Here is a 17,931-nt window from a genome sequence, read left to right on the forward strand (position 1 = left end):
TTCTAGCCGCGCCGTCTCTGGAATACGGGATCGCCCGGTCAAGCCGGGCGATGACGTCTGAATGAGTGGCCTCAACGGAGCAACAAGAATGAAAAACACCCCGTTCGATCTCACCGGCAAGGTCGCCGTGGTCACCGGCTCCAGCCGTGGCATCGGCCGCTCCTCCGCCGAGCTGCTCGCAAAGCTCGGCGCCAAAGTGGTGGTCTCCTCGCGCAAGGCCGACGCCTGCCAGGACGTCGCCGACGGCATCAAGGCGGCCGGTGGTGACGCCACCGTCATCCCCTGCAACATCGCGCGCAAGCAGGAGGTCGAGGCGCTGATCGCGGGTGCGACCAAGCACTACGGCAAGATCGATATCCTCGTCTGCAACGCCGCGGTGAATCCGTATTACGGCCCGCTGCTCGACATCACCGACGAGGCCTTCGACAAGATCATGGGCAGCAACGTCAAGAGCAACATCTGGCTTTCCGCGCTGGCGATCCCGCAGATGGCTGAGCGCGGCAACGGCTCCGTCGTCATCATCTCCTCGATCGGGGGCTTGCGCGGCTCGACCGTGATCGGCGCCTACGGCATCTCCAAGGCCGCCGATTTCGCGCTGTGTCGTTCGCTCGCCGGCGAATGGGGCCCGAAAGGCGTTCGCGTCAATTGCATCGCGCCCGGCCTCGTCAAGACCGACTTCGCCCGCGCGCTGTGGGAGGACGAAGCGAATCTGAAACGCCGCACCGCAACCACCCCACTTCGCCGCATCGGCGAACCCGACGAAATCGCAGGCGCGGTCGCCTACCTCGCCTCCGATGCGTCGAGCTTCATGACGGGACAAACGATCGTCATCGACGGTGGCGTGACCACGGCGGCGCCGTAACTCCTGCTCTACTTTAATTGTACGCCGGGCGCGTTTCACTTATCCTCCGCCGGAGGGGGAGGGTCGCTTCGCTGCATGCGAGCCCACCCTGCCCCTCCAGGGGAGGGTGGGAGGACAGCCGTCTTGACCTTCCCGCCCCAATCCGCTCCCTTTGAGCCGACACAATCTCCCATCACCGGACAACGCCGGGACAGCGCCAAAGAAACCCCAAGGTTCGCCGCCATGTCTTTCGTCCTCGCCATCGACCAGGGCACCACCTCCTCGCGCGCGATCGTGTTTCGCGGCGACATTTCCATTGCGGCGAAGGCGCAAGCCGAGTTTCCGCAGCATTTCCCCGCCTCGGGCTGGGTCGAGCACGAGCCCGAGGACATCTGGACATCGACCGTGACGGTCTGCCGCGAGGCGATCGCGCAGGCGGGCATCGGGCCCAAGGACATCGCCGCGATCGGCATCACCAACCAGCGCGAGACCACCGTCGTGTGGGACCGCGCCACCGGGCAGGCCGTGCACCGCGCCATCGTCTGGCAGGACCGCCGCACCGCTGACATCTGCGCGAAACTGAAAGCCGACGGCCGCGAGCCCGTGATCTCGCAGAAGACCGGCCTGATCATCGATCCCTATTTCTCCGGCACCAAGGTCGCCTGGATTCTCGACCACGTCCCCGGCGCCCGGGCGCGTGCCGCGCGCGGCGAATTGATGTTCGGCACCGTCGATTGCTATCTGCTGTGGCGCCTCACCGGCGGCAAGGTGCACGCCACCGACGCCACCAACGCCTCGCGCACGCTGCTGTTCAACATCCACACCGGCCAGTGGGACGACGAGCTCTTGGAGATCATCGGCGTGCCGCGCTCGATGCTGCCCGAGGTGAAGGATTCCTCCGCCCGCTTCGGCGAGAGCACGCCGGACCTGTTCGGCGGCGCCATTGCGATCTCCGGCATCGCCGGCGACCAGCAGGCCGCGACCATCGGCCAGGCCTGCTTTCGTCCGGGCATGATGAAATCCACCTACGGCACCGGCTGCTTCGCCCTGCTCAACACCGGCACCACGCCGGTGGCCTCGAAGAACAAGCTGCTCACCACCATCGCTTACCAGCTCGGTGGCAAACGCACCTACGCGCTCGAAGGTTCGATCTTCGTCGCGGGCTCGGCAGTGCAGTGGCTGCGCGACGGCCTCGGCATCATCAAGCACGCCGCCGAGACCGGACCTCTTGCCGATCAGTCGGACACCATGCAGAGCGTCTATCTCGTCCCGGCCTTCGTCGGCATGGGCGCGCCCTACTGGAATCCGCGCGTGCGCGGCGCGCTGTTCGGCCTCACCCGCAACACCGGCCCGGCCGAGCTTGCCCACGCCGCGCTCGAAAGCGTCTGCTACCAGACCTTTGACTTGTGGGCCGCGATGCGCGCGGACTGGCCGAGCTCGGAAACCGCCAGCGTCGTGCTGCGCGTCGACGGCGGCATGACCGCCTCGGACTGGACCATGCAGCGCCTCGCCGATTTGTTGGACGCACCGGTCGACCGCCCCGTGATCCAGGAGACCACCGCGTTAGGTGCCGCCTATCTCGCCGGTCTCCAGGCCGGCGTCTATCCCGAACCAACAAAATTCGCCGACAACTGGCGCCTCGAGCACCGCTTCAAGCCCAACATGAGCCAGGCGACGCGCGAGCGGAAGCTGGCGGGCTGGACGAGGGCAGTGAAGGGCGTGCTCGCGAGCGACGAGGGGGAGGGGTAGGCCGTCTCGTAGCCCGGATGGAGCGCAGCGAAATCCGGGGTTCTCTGGAAGCGATTACCCTGACGCCGTGGTGAATGAAGCCTATCCACAAACTCCGCCGTCGTCCTGGCGAAAGCCAGGACCCATAACCACCGAGCTAAATTGCCTTGGACCGCTGGCGGCCTCAGCCTGCCGCGACAGCGACCAGCTGTGGTTATCGGTCCTGGCTTTCGCCAGGACGACCCGGAATGTGTGGCCGGCGCTCAGCTTCAAAGGGACGCATCCCATGATCCTCCCCGACGGTTATTCCGACATCTCCGCCGGCAAGATCGCTGCCGTCGTCACCCATCTCGAGATGACAGCGACGCCTGCGCGCCGCAACGATCCGCCTGACGCTCCATCAGGTCCTCGGATCCTGCGCAAGGTCGATACCCCCGCGCTGCATTGGTATCGCGATCTCCATCGCCGCGTCGGTGAGGAGTGGTTATGGTTTTCGCGGGCGCGCATGAACGACCCGGAGCTCGCCGCAATTATCCACGCACCGGGCGTCGAGGTCTATGCACTGGTCGTGGACGGCCACGATGAAGGCCTGCTGGAGCTGGACTTTCGCGAGGACGGCCAGTGCGAGCTCGTGTATTTCGGTGTCACCGCAAAGCTGATCGGCAGCGGTGCCGCCCGCTTCATGATGAACCGTGCACTTGAGCTCGCATGGTCCCGCGACCTGTCCCGCGTCTGGGTGCACACCTGCACCTTCGATCATCCGTCCGCCGTGGCGTTCTACCAGCGCTCCGGCTTCCGTCCGTTCCACCGCCAGATCGAGGTCGCCGACGACCCGCGCCTCGACGGCACGCTGCCCCGGACGGCGGCGAAGCATGTGCCGATCATCGAATAGTGCGTAGCTGCCTCCTACCCGTCATTGCGAGGCGCCCTTGCGACGAAGCAATCCAGTCTGTTTCCGCCGAGAGATACTGGATTGCTTCGCTGCGCTCGCAATGACGGAGCGTGGCGCCGTCGTCGCCTTTCATTCGGGCTACGCGCTCCCGATCATGCGAAGCTCGCTAGCTGTTGAAATTGACCGCGTTGGTGTTCGCCCCGCAAACCAGCACCGCGACCCGCTCGCCGGGTGCCGGACGATAGCGACCGGAGAGCAAGGCGGCAAATGCCGCTGCGCCGCCGGGCTCGGCCACCAGGCGCAGGCTCGACCACAACGCTGCCTGCGCCTGCCTGATCGCATCGTCGGCGACCAGCACGACCTTTTCGACATGGGCCCGCGCAATCGGAAACATCAATTGTCCGACACGTCGCGGGGCAAGACTGTCGGCGGCGATGCCGCCCGCCGGCGCATCGATCGGCGCGCCCGCCGCGAAGGCGGCGTGAAGCGTTGGCGATTGCTCCGGCTCGACCGCGACGATGCGCGTCCTGCCGGCACTCCAGGCCGCCATGCCACCGATCAGGCCGCCGCCGCCGACTGCAACCAGCACCGTGTCGATACCCGGTGCATCCTGCTCCAGCTCCATTCCGACGCTGCCCTGACCGAGCAAGGTCTCGACCTGATCGTAGGCATGCACGGCCATGGCGCCGGTCTGCGCGACATGGGTTTCGCTCGCGGCGAGCGCGTCGGCATAGCGGCTGCCCGCAATCACGAGTTTCGCGCCATAGCCCCTGATCCGCTCGGCCTTGGCCGGCGAGGTGATGTCGGGCACGAAGATCGTGGCAGGAGCGCCGAGCCGCTGCGCCGCATAAGCTACCGCCGCGCCGTGATTGCCGCCCGATGCGGCGACGACACCGGTCTCCGGCAGCTGCCGCAACAGCAGGTTGGCGAAGGCGCCGCGCGCCTTGAACGATCCGGAATGCTGCAGCATCTCGAGCTTGAAAATGACGGGTGAAGCCGGCAGGCCGAAATCGGAGAGATCGGCCTGGAGGAGTGGCGTGCGCCGTATGTGCGGACGGATGACGGCCTCAGTCGCCGCGATCCGCTCCCGATTGATGTCCATTGTTGCTGTCATGATGCCGTCCTTGATAGCGCATCCGGCAGACGCTGTCGCGGCGTCGTTGCATCCGGCGCAATGCTCCGCTTCCATGATTTTGCTTGCGCCACTGCGGCCTTGCCGTGGAAACTGATCCGCCCTGCCTCGTCCAAAAGCCAGAAGAGCGCAAACCATGTTCCTGATCGGCCAATACGACTCCCCCTTCGTCCGCCGTGTCGCGATCGCGCTGCGGCTTTACGGCCTCGCCTTCGAGCACAAGCCGTGGTCGACCTTCGGCGATGCCGCGAAGATCGCGCCATATAACCCGCTGCGACGCGTGCCGACGCTGGTGCTCGACGACGGCGAGGCGCTGATCGAGAGCACGGTCATCCTCGATTATCTCGACGAATTGGTAGGGCCGGAGAAGGCGATGCTGCCGCGCTCCGGCGCCGAGCGCCGGCATCATTTGCGCATCTGCGCGCTCGCTTCCGGCCTTGGCGACAAGTCGGTCAGCCTGCTCTACGAGCGCGTGTTGCGAAAGGAGCAGCTTGCGCTGTGGGTCGAGCGCTGCGAGGCGCAGATCGCGGACGTGCTGAAAGCGCTGGAGGCCGAGCGCGCCAAGGTGACCACGCCTTACTGGCTGGGCGAGCGCATCGGTCACGCCGACATTGTGGTCGCCTGCGTCGTCCGCTTCACCCGCGAGGCGCACCCTCAATTGTTCGAGCCGTCGCGGTATCCGGCGCTGTCGGCGCACGCCGACGCCTGCGAGGCGCTGGCGCCGTTCAAGGAGATCGTGCAACCGCTGGCACCACCGAAGGGGTGAGGCTTTTTCAGGCTCTCCCGCAATTGCAGAGGATTTCACGAGGACCGCGCGGCTTGCTCCGCCTCTCCCGCTTGCGGGAGAGGCCGACGCGCCCCGGGCGATGCGCAGCATCGTCCCGCGCGCGGCGGGTGAGGGCTCTCACGACCCAGGGACTTCCTCCGCAATTCTCGACAATCCCGACGCGGAGAGACCCCCACGCGTTGCCGCAGGGCGCCGCTACGCAAACCCGACCTTGATCAGGATCATCAGAAAAAGGCCGCCGACAACCGCGCAGACCGCGGCGCCGATCAGCGGCCCCAGCGCGCCTTCCCGGCTTGCTGGCTCCAGCACGGCTTGTCCGGGCCGGTCCGGATCGTAATAGACCTGGACGCTCTTCCCAGGTCGATATTTCGCCGCGGCCTCTTCGGCGACCTCGCGCAGGCCGGAGATCATGGTGCCGTTCCAATCGACTTCGGTGCCGATGAAGTCGCGCTTGCCGACCCTGTAGGCGTAGCGCAGGTCGACCTGATAGCGGTGCACGAGCTTTGAAGTCGTCGGTCGATTGTCGTGCTCGGTCTTCTCCTCGACGATTTCCTCGATCACGTCGCAATGGGTGACCCTGCCCGATGCGGTCGGCCAGCGCAGGCTGGCGCTCGCCAGCCGGCGCGTCCGGACATAATCGGCGGCGAGGAACACCCCGCCCACGAGCACGATGATCGGCACCGCGAACGCGAACAGCGGAATGCCATTGTCGGCGTAGAGCACGTGGCCTGCGAACGAATGCGCGGTCAGGGTGGCGGCGATGACGCCGAACACCATCGTGAACGCCACCAGCGCCGCGACGTTCTGCGCGGCAGCGGGCTCCAGCAGCGCCTCGGTCGGTTGCTTCGGATCGACATGGACCTCGACATGGGCGCCGACCGGATAGCGTCCGGTCAGTTTTGCGGCCAGGACCCTCGTCGTGATGACGGTGCCGCCGACAAAGACCTTGTCGCTCTCCAGCTCCTGGCCGCCGGCCTGATAGCGATAGCGGATGATGGGCTTGGCGTCGTTCCGGTCGTCCGAGGAATGCGTCGCCGGCTGGTCGACCCGGGAGACCGTGATGATGCCCTCCACCTTGTCCCAGCTCCGCGCCGCCACCATCCGGCCCCGCATGCGGACCAGGTTGAACAGCGTCAATCCAAACAGCAGCACGGCGATGCCGGCGGCAATCTGGGTCCACATCAATTGTTGGGCGTTCAGCATCCGATTCCCCTGCGCTTCGGCGGCGACCGCCATTGGTCGCAGCCAACACGCTTTGCGTTCGATGCTGTGCGTTGCCCAGCACATGCCAGGCGTTGCTTCACCAATGTCGTCCTGGCGAAAGCCAGGACCCATTGCCCTAGCGGGTCATTTGCCGAAGACTGGTCGTTCGGTATCGCCTGCGATGGTCACCGATGGATCACCCGGCCCTTGGCGGGCTCATAGAAGTGCAGGTCTTTGTCGGTCACGGGCTTTTTCCTTCTCGTCATTGCGAGCGCAGCGAAGCAATCCAGAATCCCTCCGCGGAGACAGTCTGGATTGCTTCGCTGCGCTCGCAACGACGGAGTGTGTTGATCCGTCATTGCCCGCATGGATCCTGGCCTTCGCCAGGACGACACAGAACGTTCGACCGAACGTGTGGCATGCGCCCATGATCGCGGCGGACGAGGCAGCGAGTATCAAACGGACGCGGTCGGCAATGATGGAATGTTACAGGTGTTTTGCCCGACGCCGCAAGTCATTTCGGCAAGACCGAAAATTATCGAGCATCTTCAACCCCATGCCTACTGTGCATGGGGTTGATTTTCGCTTTTTTGTTTGGAGGGCGCCTAACCCGCCCCCGCACGCTTCTTCTGCCAGACCAGGTGCACCGCGCAGGTGCAGCCCGGCGGATGCGAGGCAAGCTCCTTCGACGTTTCGTCGTTGGCCGGTGTTGCCGCGAACGCCGCCTTGTCGCTCGCGCTCTCTCGCGCCGGGATGTAGTTCAGGATCGGCGCGAGCCAGCGCTCGGCCTCGGCGAGGCTCATGCCCTTGCGCGCAGCATAGTCCTCGACCTGATCGCGCTCGATCTTGCCGACGCCGAAATAATAGCTCTCGGGATTGGCGAGATAGAGCCCCGACACGGAAGAGCCCGGCCACATCGCAAAGCTCTCGGTCAGCTTCACGCCGGCGGTGTTCTCGGCGTCGAGCAGTTCGAACAGCGTCGCCTTCTCGGTGTGATCGGGCTGCGCGGGGTAGCCGGGGGCGGGACGGATGCCCTGATACTTTTCGAGGATCAGATCGTCGGTCGAGAGCGTCTCGTCCGGCGCATAGGCCCAGAACTCGCGGCGGACGCGGGCATGCATGCGCTCGGCGAAGGCCTCCGCAAGGCGGTCGGCCAGCGCCTTGCACAGGATCGAGGAATAGTCGTCATTGGCCATCTTGAAACGGTCGGCGACCACATCCTCGCCGATGCCGGCGGTGACGACGAAGCCGCCGACATAATCGGGCACGCCGGTGCCGGCAGGCGCGACGAAGTCGGCGAGTGCGGCGTTGAAACGGCCCTCGCGCTTCTCGAGCTGCTGGCGCAGCGTGTGCAGCGTCGCGATCGTCCTGGTCCGGCTCTCGTCGGCATAGAGCACGATGTCGTCGCCCTGCGCATTGGCGGGCCAGAAGCCGACGGTGGCCCGCGCGCGGAACCATTTCTCCTTGACGATCAGGTCGAGCATCTTTCGCGCGTCGTCGTAGAGCGAGCGCGCGACTTCGCCGACCTTGACATCGTTAAGGATGGCGGGGAAGCGCCCGGCGAGCTCCCAGGTCTGGAAGAACGGCGTCCAGTCGATATAGGGCACCAGCTCGGCGAGATCGTAGTCGTCGAAGCTCCTGGTGCCGAGGAAGGTCGGCTTCACCGGCTTGTTGGCGGCAAAATCGACCGGCACGCGGTTGGCGCGGGCGGTCGCCAGCTTCAGCCGCTTCTTGTCGGCCTGGGCGCGCATATGCGCGTCCGAAATCTTTGCGTACTCGGCACGCACTTCGGCGGCATAGGCCTCGCGCCTCTCGGGCGACAGCAGCGCGGAGGCGACGCCGACCGCACGGCTGGCGTCGTTGACATGCACGACGGGACCGGCGCGATAGCTCGGGTCGATCTTGACCGCGGTATGCACGCGGCTCGTGGTGGCGCCGCCGATCAAGAGCGGCAGCTTGAGGCCTTCGCGCTGCAATTCGCCGGCGAAAAACGCCATCTCGTCGAGCGAGGGCGTGATCAGGCCGGACAGTCCGACGATGTCGGCCTTCTCCGCCTTCACGGTCTCGACGATCTTGGCTGCGGGCACCATCACGCCGAGGTCGATCACCTCGTAATTGTTGCACTGGAGCACGATGCCGACGATGTTCTTGCCGATGTCGTGGACGTCGCCCTTGACGGTCGCGAGCACGATCTTGCCGGCGGACGAGGAGCCTTCCGTGCCGATGCCGTTGGCGAGATTGCGCGCCTTCTCCTCTTCCATGAACGGCATCAGCCAGGCGACAGCCTGCTTCATCACGCGTGCCGACTTCACCACCTGCGGCAGGAACATCTTGCCATCGCCGAAGAGGTCGCCGACCACGTTCATGCCGGCCATCAGCGGGCCCTCGATCACGTCGAGCGGGCGCTTGGAGGCCTTGCGGGCCTCCTCGGTATCCTGCTCGATGAACTCGGTGATCCCATGCACCAGGGCGTGCGACAGCCGCTTCGCCACCGGCCATTCGCGCCAGGCGAGATCGGCTTCCTTGGTCTGGGTCTTGTTGCCGCGGAATCGCTCCGCGAGCGCCAGCAGACGCTCGGACGCACCGGGGTCGCGGTTGAGGATGACGTCCTCGCACACCTGGCGCAATTCGGGATCGATGTCGTCATAGACGATCATCTGCCCGGCGTTGACGATGCCCATGTCCATGCCGGCCTTGATGGCGTGATACAGGAACACCGAGTGCATGGCCTCGCGCACCGGCTCGTTGCCGCGGAACGAGAACGACAAATTGGACACACCGCCCGAGATATGCGCACCCGGCAGATTCTTGCGGATCCAGCGCGTAGCCTCGATGAAGTCGACGCCGTAATTGTTGTGTTCCTCGATGCCGGTTGCGATCGCGAAGATATTCGGATCGAAGATGATGTCTTCCGGCGGGAAGCCGACGCGGTTCACAAGGATGTCGTAGGCGCGCTTGCAGATCTCGGTCTTGCGGGCGAACGTATCGGCCTGGCCGACCTCGTCGAACGCCATCACCACGACAGCCGCGCCGTGACGGCGGGCGACCTTGGCCTCGTGAATGAACTTGTCCTCGCCTTCCTTCATGGAGATCGAATTGACGACCGGCTTGCCCTGCACGCATTTCAGGCCGGCCTCGATCACGGAGAATTTCGAGGAATCGACCATGACGGGGACGCGGGCGATGTCGGGCTCGGCGGCGACGAGGTTGAGGAAGGTCACCATCGCGGCTTCCGAGTCCAGAAGCCCCTCGTCCATGTTGACGTCGATGATCTGCGCGCCGTTCTCGACCTGGTCGCGGGCGACCTGCAGCGCGGCAGTGTAGTCGCCGGCGGTGACCAGCTTGCGGAAGCGGGCGGAGCCGGTGACGTTGGTGCGCTCGCCGACGTTCACGAAGGGAATGGCGTCGGTCAGGATGAACGGCTCGAGGCCGGAGAGCCGCAAGCGAGGTTCGATTTCCGGCACGATGCGCGGCTTGTGCGGCGCGACCGCAGCCGCAATCGCCGCGATATGGTCCGGCGTGGTGCCGCAGCAGCCGCCGACGATGTTGACGAGGCCATCGCGCGCGAACTCGCCGACCAGGCGGGCCATGTATTCCGGCGTCTCGTCATATTGGCCGAACTCGTTGGGCAGGCCGGCATTGGGATAGGCACAAACAAGCGTATCGGCGACGCGGCCGATGTCGGCGATATGCGCGCGCAGATCTTTCGCGCCGAGCGCGCAGTTGAAGCCGATGGTGACGGGCCTGGCGTGCTGCACCGAATGCCAGAACGCTTCCGGCAACTGGCCGGACAGCAGGCGGCCGGACTTGTCGGTGATGGTGCCCGACACCATCACGGGCATGTCGATGCCGCGTTCTTCCGTGATCTCGGCGATCGCGTAGAGCGCCGCCTTGGCGTTCAGCGTGTCGAAGATGGTCTCGACCAGCAGCAGATCGACGCCGCCGTCGAGCATGCCATTGATCTGCTCGCCATAGGATTTGCGCAGATCGTCGAATGTGACGGCGCGGTAGCCGGGATTGGAGACGTCGGGCGAGATCGAGGCGGTGCGGTTGGTCGGTCCGATGGCGCCGGCGACGAAGCGCGGCTTGCCGTCCTCGGCCTCGACGCGGCGTGCGGCGTTGCCGGCCAGGCGGGCGCCTTCGCGCGCCATCTCGTAGACGATGTCGGCGAGATCGTAATCGGCCTGGGCAATCGAGGTCGTGGAGAAGGTGTTGGTGGCGACGATGTCGGCGCCGGCCCGCAAATAGGCGGCGTGGATGTCCTCGATCGCCTGCGGCTGGGTCAGGATCAGGAGGTCGTTGTTGCCGCGCAGATCGCGATGGAAGCTCTTGAAGCGCTCGCCGCGGAAGGCGGCTTCGTCGAACTGGAGGTTCTGGATCATCGTCCCCATGGCGCCGTCGAGCACGAGAATGCGCTCACGCGCGGCGTCGAGCAGGGCGGTTCGCTTGGGAGAGGTGGATACGGTCATGGTGTCTTAAGCCGCCTTCTGCGCGCTCTTGGCGCGGATGCCGAGCAAATGGCTGATCGCGAACACGAGATCGGCGCGGTTCATGGTGTAGAAATGGAAGGTGTCGACGCCGTGCTTCGCCAGCTTCTGCACCTGGCCGGCGGCGACGGTGGCCGCCACCAGCTTGCGGGTCTCGGCGTCTTCATCGAGGCCCTCGAATTTCGCCGCGAACCAGTCCGGCACGGAGGTGCCGTTGCGGGTGACGAAATTGCGAGCCTGCTTGAAATTATGCATGGGCATGATGCCCGGCACGATCGGAATGTTGATCCCGCGCGCGCGGACGCGGTCGAGATAGCGGAAGTAGAGGTCGTTATCGAAGAACACCTGCGTGATCGCACGGGTCGCACCCGCATCGACCTTGGCCTGCAGCGTGTCGATGTCATCGTCGAAGTCGCGCGCGTCGGGGTGCTTCTCAGGGTACGCCGAGACCGACACCTCGATATCGCCGTGCCGCTTCTTGATGCCGGCGACGAGGTCGGCGGAGCTCTGGTAGCCATCGGGATGGCTGGAATAGGCCGTGCCGATGCCGCCCGCGGGATCGCCGCGCAAGGCCACGATGTGGCGGACGCCGACCTCGTGATAGCGGTCGACGATCTCGTCGATCTCCCCGCGCGAGGCGCCGACGCAGGTCAGGTGCGCGGCCGGCAGCAGCGCGGTCTCCTTGAGGATGCGCGAGATGGTCGAGTGGGTGCGCTCACGGGTCGAGCCGCCGGCGCCATAGGTGACCGAGACGAATTTCGGGTCGAGCGGGGCCAGCCGGTTGATGGTGTCCCAGAGATTGCGCTCCATATCTTCGGTCTTGGGCGGAAAGAACTCGAAGGAAATCGCAGGCCGCTTCAGGTGCCCGTCTTGCCCGTCGGTATGGGCAGTCGTCGTCACGTCAGTCATGGGCACCACTCACTCCAAGGGCTCGCCGGGTCGTTGGCGGCCGGCGGTCAGGTCTAGATTGGGAGAGGCTAAGATAAGCCAAAACGGCCGCACTCGACAGCCCATCAGAGATGGGAAATTGCCCACTTTCTGCACATCGATTAAAAAACGTGTGAGGTCAGAGGTCGAGGTGGGAAGGCCGGTCTAGAATAAATTATACGTTACATCAGGTAGATAACATAAGATGGAGGCTTGTTCGGTGCAAATTTATCCGTGGGCAATATGAAAGTCATACTATCGGCGCGGTCACTGTCCCAACGCTGCGGCGAAGGCGCGCGAGCCCGCGGCCTGCACGTCAGACCTGCGCGCCCTGCCCATTGCCGCTGCGCCGCTCTCCACTACGTTAGCGCGCCATGATCCCGCTCTCAGTCCTCGACCTCTCCGTCGTCACAACTGGCACAAAGCCCGCCGCGGCGCTGCGCAACAGCATCGACCTGGCGCGCCATGTCGACGGACTCGGCTATGTCCGCTACTGGCTCGCCGAGCATCACAACCTCGCCTCCGTCGCGAGTCCGGCGCCCGACGTGATGATCGGGCAGATCGCGGCGGTGACCAAGCACATTCGCGTCGGCTCCGGCGGCGTGATGCTGCCCAATCACGCGCCGCTGGTCGTGGCCGAGCGCTTCAAGATGCTGGAGGCGTTGTTTCCCGGCCGCATCGATCTCGGCCTCGGCCGCGCCCCCGGCACCGACGGTGCCACGGCCTATGCGCTGCGCAGCCGGCTCGACCGTCGCGAAGGCGACGATTTCCTCGAGCGACTGCACGAATTGATCCTGTGGCAGACCCGTGAATTTCCCTCGGGCCATCCCTACCACAATGTCGTCGCGATGCCCGACGATACGCCGTTGCCGCCGATCTGGCTGCTCGGCTCCAGCGATTATTCGTCGGAGCTCGCTGCGCAGGTCGGCATGGGCTTCGCATTCGCCCATCATTTTGCGTCCCATGATGCGATCGATGCGATGGTGCATTATCGCAATCGTTTTCAGCCCTCGGCCTGGAGCGCGATCCCGCGCGCGATCCTCGCGGTCGCCGTCATCACGGCCGATACGGATGACGAAGCCGAAAAGCTCGCCGCGTCTTTCGACCTCAACCGCCTGCGCCGCGACCGCGGCCAGTATCTTCCACTGCCGAGCGTCGAGGAGGCGCTGGCCTATCCCTATACCGACTCGGAGCGCACCTCGATCCAGCGCAACCGCTCGCGCCTGTTCGTCGGCAGCCCTGCAACCGTGCGGAAGACGCTCCAGCCACTGATCGACGCGAGCAAGCCGGACGAGTTGATGGTGATCACCGCTGTGTATGATCACGAGGCACGCAAGAAATCGTATTCGCTGCTGGCGGAGGCGTTCGGGCTTAAGGCGGTCGGATAAAGCTCTCGTGCCCCGGCTCGCGCTTCGCGCGCCCGGGACGCGAAACTACTCCATCGTCGCGCGGAACGGGTGACCCGGATACACGCCGACGATGCGGAATTCGCGTGAGAAGAATTTCAGCTCCTCGATCGCGAACGCGAGGCCCTTGTCCTCGGGGTGGCCGTCGACGTCGGCGTAAAATTGGGTGGCGAAGAAATTGCCGTCGACCATGTAGCTCTCGAGCTTGGTCATGTTGACGCCGTTGGTGGCAAAGCCACCGAGCGCCTTGTAGAGCGCGGCCGGCAAATTGCGCACCCGGAATACAAAAGTCGTGACCAGCGGACCGGAGCCCTGTGCGGCCCATTTCGGTTCGCGCGCGAGCAGCACGAAGCGCGTGGTGTTATGGGCCTCGTCCTCGATGTCCTCGGCCAAAATGTCGAGGCCGTAGATTTTTGCGGCGAGGCGCGAGGCGATCGCAGCCACGGTCTTGTCGTTGCGCTCGGAAATGTCGCGGGCGCTGCCGGCGGTGTCGGCGTGCACGATCGGCTTGATGCCGAGCTTGCGAATGATGCGCCGGCATTGACCGAGCGCGTGCACATGGCTCTCGACGCTCTTGATGTCTTCGAGCCTGGTCCCCTTCACCGCCATCAGCTGATGCCGGACCGGCAGAAACCATTCGCCGATGATGAAGAGGCCGGAGGCCGGCAGCAAATGATGGATGTCGGCGACGCGGCCCGCGACCGAATTCTCGATCGGGATCATACCGAGGTCGGCTTCGCCCGACGAGATCGCCGACAAGGCGTCCTCGAAGGTGGCGCAGGGCATCGGCTCGGCGTCAGGATAGGCCTCGACGATGGCGATGTGGGAATTGGCGCCAGGCTCGCCCTGGAATGCGATTTTCAGCTTGCTCATGCTCGGTCTTGTAACAGCGGCTCAGGATTTGGAAAGGATGCTGCGGGCCGTTTCCAGGTCCGCCGGCGTGTCGACCCCGCGGGGCACGGTATCGACGATGGTGAAGTCGATGCGCATTCCGGCCTCGAGCGCCCGGAGCTGCTCGAGCTTCTCCTGCAGTTCCAGCGGCGAAGGCGGAAGCCGGACGTAGCGCTCCAGCGCGGCGCGGCGATAGGCGTAGAGGCCGATATGGTGGTAACGCGGCCCGTCGCCGGTCGGCGCCGTTGCGCGGGTGAAATAAAGTGCGCGCATGCGTCTGCCGCCGAGCGAGGTCCCGATCGCCTTCACGACGCTCGGCGCGAGGTCCTCCTCCTCCGTATGGATCTGCGAAGCCAGCGTCGCGATATCCACGTCAGGGTCTTGCAGCGGCGGCAGCACCTCGCGGATGTTGTCGATCGTGATGGTCGGGAAATCGCCCTGCAGATTGACCACGATTTCGGCCTTGCCGTCCGGATCGAGCTTCTGCATGGCCTCGTGGATGCGATCGGAGCCGGACGGGTGCTCCGGGCGGGTCATCACCGCCTCGCCGCCATTGGCGGTCACGACGGACGCGATCTCCGCGGTGTCGGTTGCGACCGCGACCCGACCTATGCCGGCGGCCTCGGCGCGGCGCATCACGTGCACGATCATCGGCTGCCCCGCGATATCGGCGAGCGGCTTGCCGGGCAGGCGGGTGGCGGCCATGCGGGCCGGAATTAGCACCAGGATGCGGGGATCGATCATGGTTCAAGGGCCTGGAAACGGGGCGTTTTCCGCGCCGAGAAATGGGGTGGGGACGGGCGTGAAGCCCGCTCGCTTATACGGGTTGCCAGACCCCGGGCAAACCGATATCTCAATGGCAAAACTCGGGGAAACAGTAAGGAACGTTGATTCTCCGAGTCTCGTCCTGGCGGCCGCATTGGGCCGCTCGATCCTTCTTGCGGTGTGGGGCCTTGCCGGAAATGGACTCTTTCGAACTGAACAAGATTCTCGGTGCCGTGCTTGGCACATGTCTCCTTCTGCTGGTGACGAGCTTCACCGCCCAGGCGTTGTTCTCGCCCAAGATGCCGGAAAAGCCGGGCTTCGAGATCGCGGTGAAGGAAGACGCCGGTCACGGCAAGGAAGGCGGCGCTGCCCCCACAGCCGCCGAACCGATCGAAAAGCTGCTCCAGACCGCCTCGGTCGAGAAGGGCGCCTCCGCCGCCAAGAAGTGCGGCGCCTGCCACACCTTCGAGAAGGGCGGCCCGAACCGTGTCGGTCCGAACCTCTACGGCGTTGTCGGCGACCATGTTGGCGAGGGCCGCGGTGGCTTCAACTTCTCGGCCGCGATGAAGGCCAAGGGCGGCACCTGGGACTTCGATGCGCTCAACAAGTTCATCGCCAACCCCAAGGCGGCTGTGCCGGGCACGGCGATGGGCTTTGCCGGCATTCCGAAGGATAGCGAGCGCGCCGACGTGATCGCTTACCTGAACAGTCTCTCCGACAGCCCGAAGCCGCTGCCCACCGCGGCGAAGTAAGGCCTATCGACTTCGATCTTCGTAGCGGCCAGGCTGAAAAGCCTGGCCGTTTGCTTATCCGGGCCTCGCGGCGTTGTTATCGGGGCGTTTGGCCGCAGCCATCAGCCAGCCGGCCTTCCAAGATGAGGAAAAAGCAACATATTCCGTCGAAACCTCGCCTATATTGGGAACTTAAAGGAGTAGCCTCCTTCAAGACAGGAATGTTGATTTGGCCCTTACCCGACGCGATCTCCTGCTCACTGGCACTGCTGCCGCAACGCTCCCCGCCCTTGGTTCCGTAGGGGGTCTTCCCGGCGTCGGCGCGGCACACGCGCAATCCGCCGGCGAGCCCACCTGGCGACACGCGCTGTCGCTGTTCGGACAGGTCAAATACCCAGCGGACTTCAAGCGCTTCGACTACGTCAATCCGGAAGCGCCAAAAGGCGGCGTCGCACGCCAGATCGCCGTCGGCACATTCGACAATTTCAACATCGTCGTCTCCGGTGTGAAGGGGCAAGTCGCCGGTGCCGTAGCATTCATCTACGAATCCCTCACGACGGCCGCGCTCGACGAAGTCTCGACCGAATACGGCGCGCTGGCCGAGGCCGTCAGCCATCCGGATGATTTCTCGTTCGTGACCTACCGCTTGCGGCCGCAAGCCAAATGGCATGACGGCAAGCCTGTTACCGCGGACGACGTGATCTTCTCGCTGGATTCCTTCAAGAAGCACCACCCGATGTACTCGGCCTATTACAGCCATGTGGTGAAAGCCGAGAAGGTCGGGGAGCGCGAGGTAAAATTCGTGTTCGACGCGCCGGGCAATCGCGAATTGCCGCAGATCGTCGGGCAGCTCACGGTCCTGCCGAAGCATTGGTGGGAGGGCACGGATGCGCAGGGCCGCAAGCGCGATGTCTCCGCCACCACGCTCGAAGTGCCGCTGGGTTCGGGCCCCTACAGGGTCAAGGAATTCGTTGCCGGACGGTCGATCGTGCTGGAGCGCGTCAAGGATTATTGGGGGCGCGACCTCGCGGTCAATGTGGGCCGTAATAATTTCGACGAGCTGCGCTATGAGTATTTCCGCGACGCTACCGTGGCGATCGAGGCGTTCAAGGCCGATCAGGTCGATTGGCGCACCGAGAACAGCGCGAAAAATTGGGCGACGGCCTACGACTTCCCGGCCGTCACCGACAAGCGCGTGATTCTCGAGGAGTTCGCCAATCGCAGCTCGGGCGTCATGCAGGCCTTCGTGCCGAACCTGCGCCGCGCCAAGTTCAAAGATCCGCGCGTGCGACGTGCGCTCAATTACGCGTTCGACTTCGAGGAGATGAACAAGCAGATCTTCTACGGCCAGTACAAGCGTATCAGCAGTTATTTCGACGGCATCGATGAGCTGATGGCGACCGGGCTGCCGCAGGGAAAAGAGCTCGAGATTCTCGATACGGTCCGCGCCGAGGTCCCGCCCGAAGTCTTCACCACGGCCTATACCAACCCGGTCGGCGGCAGTCCGGAAGCCGTGCGCGACAATCTGCGCGAGGCGCTGCGGCTGTTCAAGGAAGCCGGCTATGAGGTGCGCGACCGCAAGCTGGTCGACGTGAAGACCGGCACGCAGTTCTCCTTGGAATTGTTGAACTCGGATCCGAGCTTCGAGCGGATCACGCTGTTCTACAAGCCGTCGCTGGAACGGCTCGGCATTGCCGTCAGCGTGCGGACGGTGGATCCCACCCAGTACGAGAACAGGACGCGCGAGTGGGATTTCGACATCGTCACCAACTCCTGGGGCGAGTCGCAGTCGCCGGGCAACGAGCAGCGCGAATTCTGGTCGTCGAAGACGGCCGACATCGCGGGTTCGCGCAACATTACCGGCATCAAGAATCCGGCGGTCGACAAGCTGATCGAGCGGGTGATCTACGCCAAGGGTCGCGACGATCTCGTCGCGGCAACCAAGGCACTCGACCGCGTGCTGCTGTGGAATCACTACGTCGTACCGCAGTGGACTTATACGAAAGTCCGCACCGCGCGCTGGGATCGGTTCGGCCGGCCGGCGGAGTTGCCCAAATACGGTCAGTCCGGCTTTCCGTTCATCTGGTGGTACGACGCGGACAAGGCGGCGCGGATCGCAAAGAAGTCGTGAAGGACATTTC

The 17,931-nt window shown here is 64.7% G+C and carries 13 protein-coding genes; 7 read left to right on the plus strand and 6 right to left on the minus strand.

All coding sequences use genetic code 11. The features are described from left to right. Positions 1-88: 88 nt before the first annotated feature. From BRA471DRAFT_RS05770 to BRA471DRAFT_RS05780, 3 genes are all read left to right on the plus strand, one after another. The gene (locus tag BRA471DRAFT_RS05770; protein ID WP_007605331.1) at positions 89-862 is read left to right on the plus strand and encodes an SDR family NAD(P)-dependent oxidoreductase; all 774 of its coding nucleotides are present in this window, start codon (positions 89-91) and stop codon (positions 860-862) included. A gap of 222 nt (positions 863-1,084) precedes the next feature. Continuing rightward, positions 1,085-2,590 (plus strand): glycerol kinase GlpK, encoded by a 1,506-nt coding sequence (gene glpK, locus BRA471DRAFT_RS05775; RefSeq protein WP_007605333.1) that lies wholly within the window; start codon positions 1,085-1,087, stop codon positions 2,588-2,590. Positions 2,591-2,855: 265 nt separating this feature from the next. Then, entirely contained in the window at positions 2,856-3,461 is a 606-nt protein-coding gene (locus BRA471DRAFT_RS05780; protein ID WP_007605336.1) for an N-acetyltransferase, read from the plus strand. 166 nt (positions 3,462-3,627) lie between these two features. Here the strand turns inward: BRA471DRAFT_RS05780 and BRA471DRAFT_RS05785 are convergent, their stop codons facing one another. After that, a complete protein-coding gene (locus tag BRA471DRAFT_RS05785; protein ID WP_007605338.1) occupies positions 3,628-4,575 on the minus strand; it encodes a threonine/serine dehydratase in 948 nt (315 codons plus the stop codon). 154 nt (positions 4,576-4,729) lie between these two features. Between BRA471DRAFT_RS05785 and BRA471DRAFT_RS05790 the strand changes: the two genes are divergently transcribed. Next, positions 4,730-5,359 carry a glutathione S-transferase family protein gene (locus tag BRA471DRAFT_RS05790; protein WP_007605339.1) on the plus strand — a complete coding sequence of 210 codons (630 nt, stop codon included), beginning with the start codon at positions 4,730-4,732 and terminating at the stop codon, positions 5,357-5,359. 216 nt (positions 5,360-5,575) lie between these two features. Here BRA471DRAFT_RS05790 and BRA471DRAFT_RS05795 read toward each other — a convergent pair whose 3' ends face one another. From BRA471DRAFT_RS05795 to metF, 3 genes are all read right to left on the minus strand, one after another. After that, positions 5,576-6,583 (minus strand): DUF3592 domain-containing protein, encoded by a 1,008-nt coding sequence (locus tag BRA471DRAFT_RS05795; protein WP_088931321.1) that lies wholly within the window; start codon positions 6,581-6,583, stop codon positions 5,576-5,578. Positions 6,584-7,188: 605 nt separating this feature from the next. After that, the gene (gene metH / locus BRA471DRAFT_RS05800) at positions 7,189-11,052 is read right to left on the minus strand and encodes a methionine synthase (RefSeq protein ID WP_007605343.1); all 3,864 of its coding nucleotides are present in this window, start codon (positions 11,050-11,052) and stop codon (positions 7,189-7,191) included. Positions 11,053-11,058: 6 nt separating this feature from the next. Further along, a complete protein-coding gene (metF, locus tag BRA471DRAFT_RS05805; RefSeq protein WP_007605346.1) occupies positions 11,059-11,979 on the minus strand; it encodes a methylenetetrahydrofolate reductase [NAD(P)H] in 921 nt (306 codons plus the stop codon). Between the two features lie 392 nt (positions 11,980-12,371). Here metF and BRA471DRAFT_RS05810 point away from each other — a divergent pair, with 392 nt between their 5' ends. Further along, positions 12,372-13,385, plus strand: coding sequence for an LLM class flavin-dependent oxidoreductase (locus tag BRA471DRAFT_RS05810; protein ID WP_007605347.1), 1,014 nt, complete (start codon positions 12,372-12,374; stop codon positions 13,383-13,385). 45 nt (positions 13,386-13,430) lie between these two features. Here BRA471DRAFT_RS05810 and BRA471DRAFT_RS05815 read toward each other — a convergent pair whose 3' ends face one another. After that, complete coding sequence (locus BRA471DRAFT_RS05815) at positions 13,431-14,276, minus strand: prephenate dehydratase (RefSeq protein WP_007605348.1); 846 nt, start codon at positions 14,274-14,276, stop codon at positions 13,431-13,433. 21 nt (positions 14,277-14,297) lie between these two features. Continuing rightward, the gene (locus tag BRA471DRAFT_RS05820) at positions 14,298-15,038 is read right to left on the minus strand and encodes a 3-deoxy-manno-octulosonate cytidylyltransferase (RefSeq protein ID WP_007605349.1); all 741 of its coding nucleotides are present in this window, start codon (positions 15,036-15,038) and stop codon (positions 14,298-14,300) included. Positions 15,039-15,256: 218 nt separating this feature from the next. Here BRA471DRAFT_RS05820 and BRA471DRAFT_RS05825 point away from each other — a divergent pair, with 218 nt between their 5' ends. Together BRA471DRAFT_RS05825 and BRA471DRAFT_RS05830 are read left to right on the plus strand one after the other, a co-directional pair. Next, positions 15,257-15,811, plus strand: a complete 555-nt coding sequence (locus tag BRA471DRAFT_RS05825; RefSeq protein WP_007605350.1) for a cytochrome c family protein — start codon at positions 15,257-15,259, stop codon at positions 15,809-15,811. 208 nt (positions 15,812-16,019) lie between these two features. Next, on the plus strand, positions 16,020-17,921 hold the full coding sequence (locus tag BRA471DRAFT_RS05830; RefSeq protein WP_007605351.1) for an extracellular solute-binding protein: 1,902 nt from the start codon (positions 16,020-16,022) through the stop codon (positions 17,919-17,921). Positions 17,922-17,931 lie beyond the last annotated feature (10 nt).

This window comes from Bradyrhizobium sp. WSM471, assembly GCF_000244915.1.
In the GTDB taxonomy this organism is placed as follows: Bacteria; Pseudomonadota; Alphaproteobacteria; order Rhizobiales; family Xanthobacteraceae; genus Bradyrhizobium.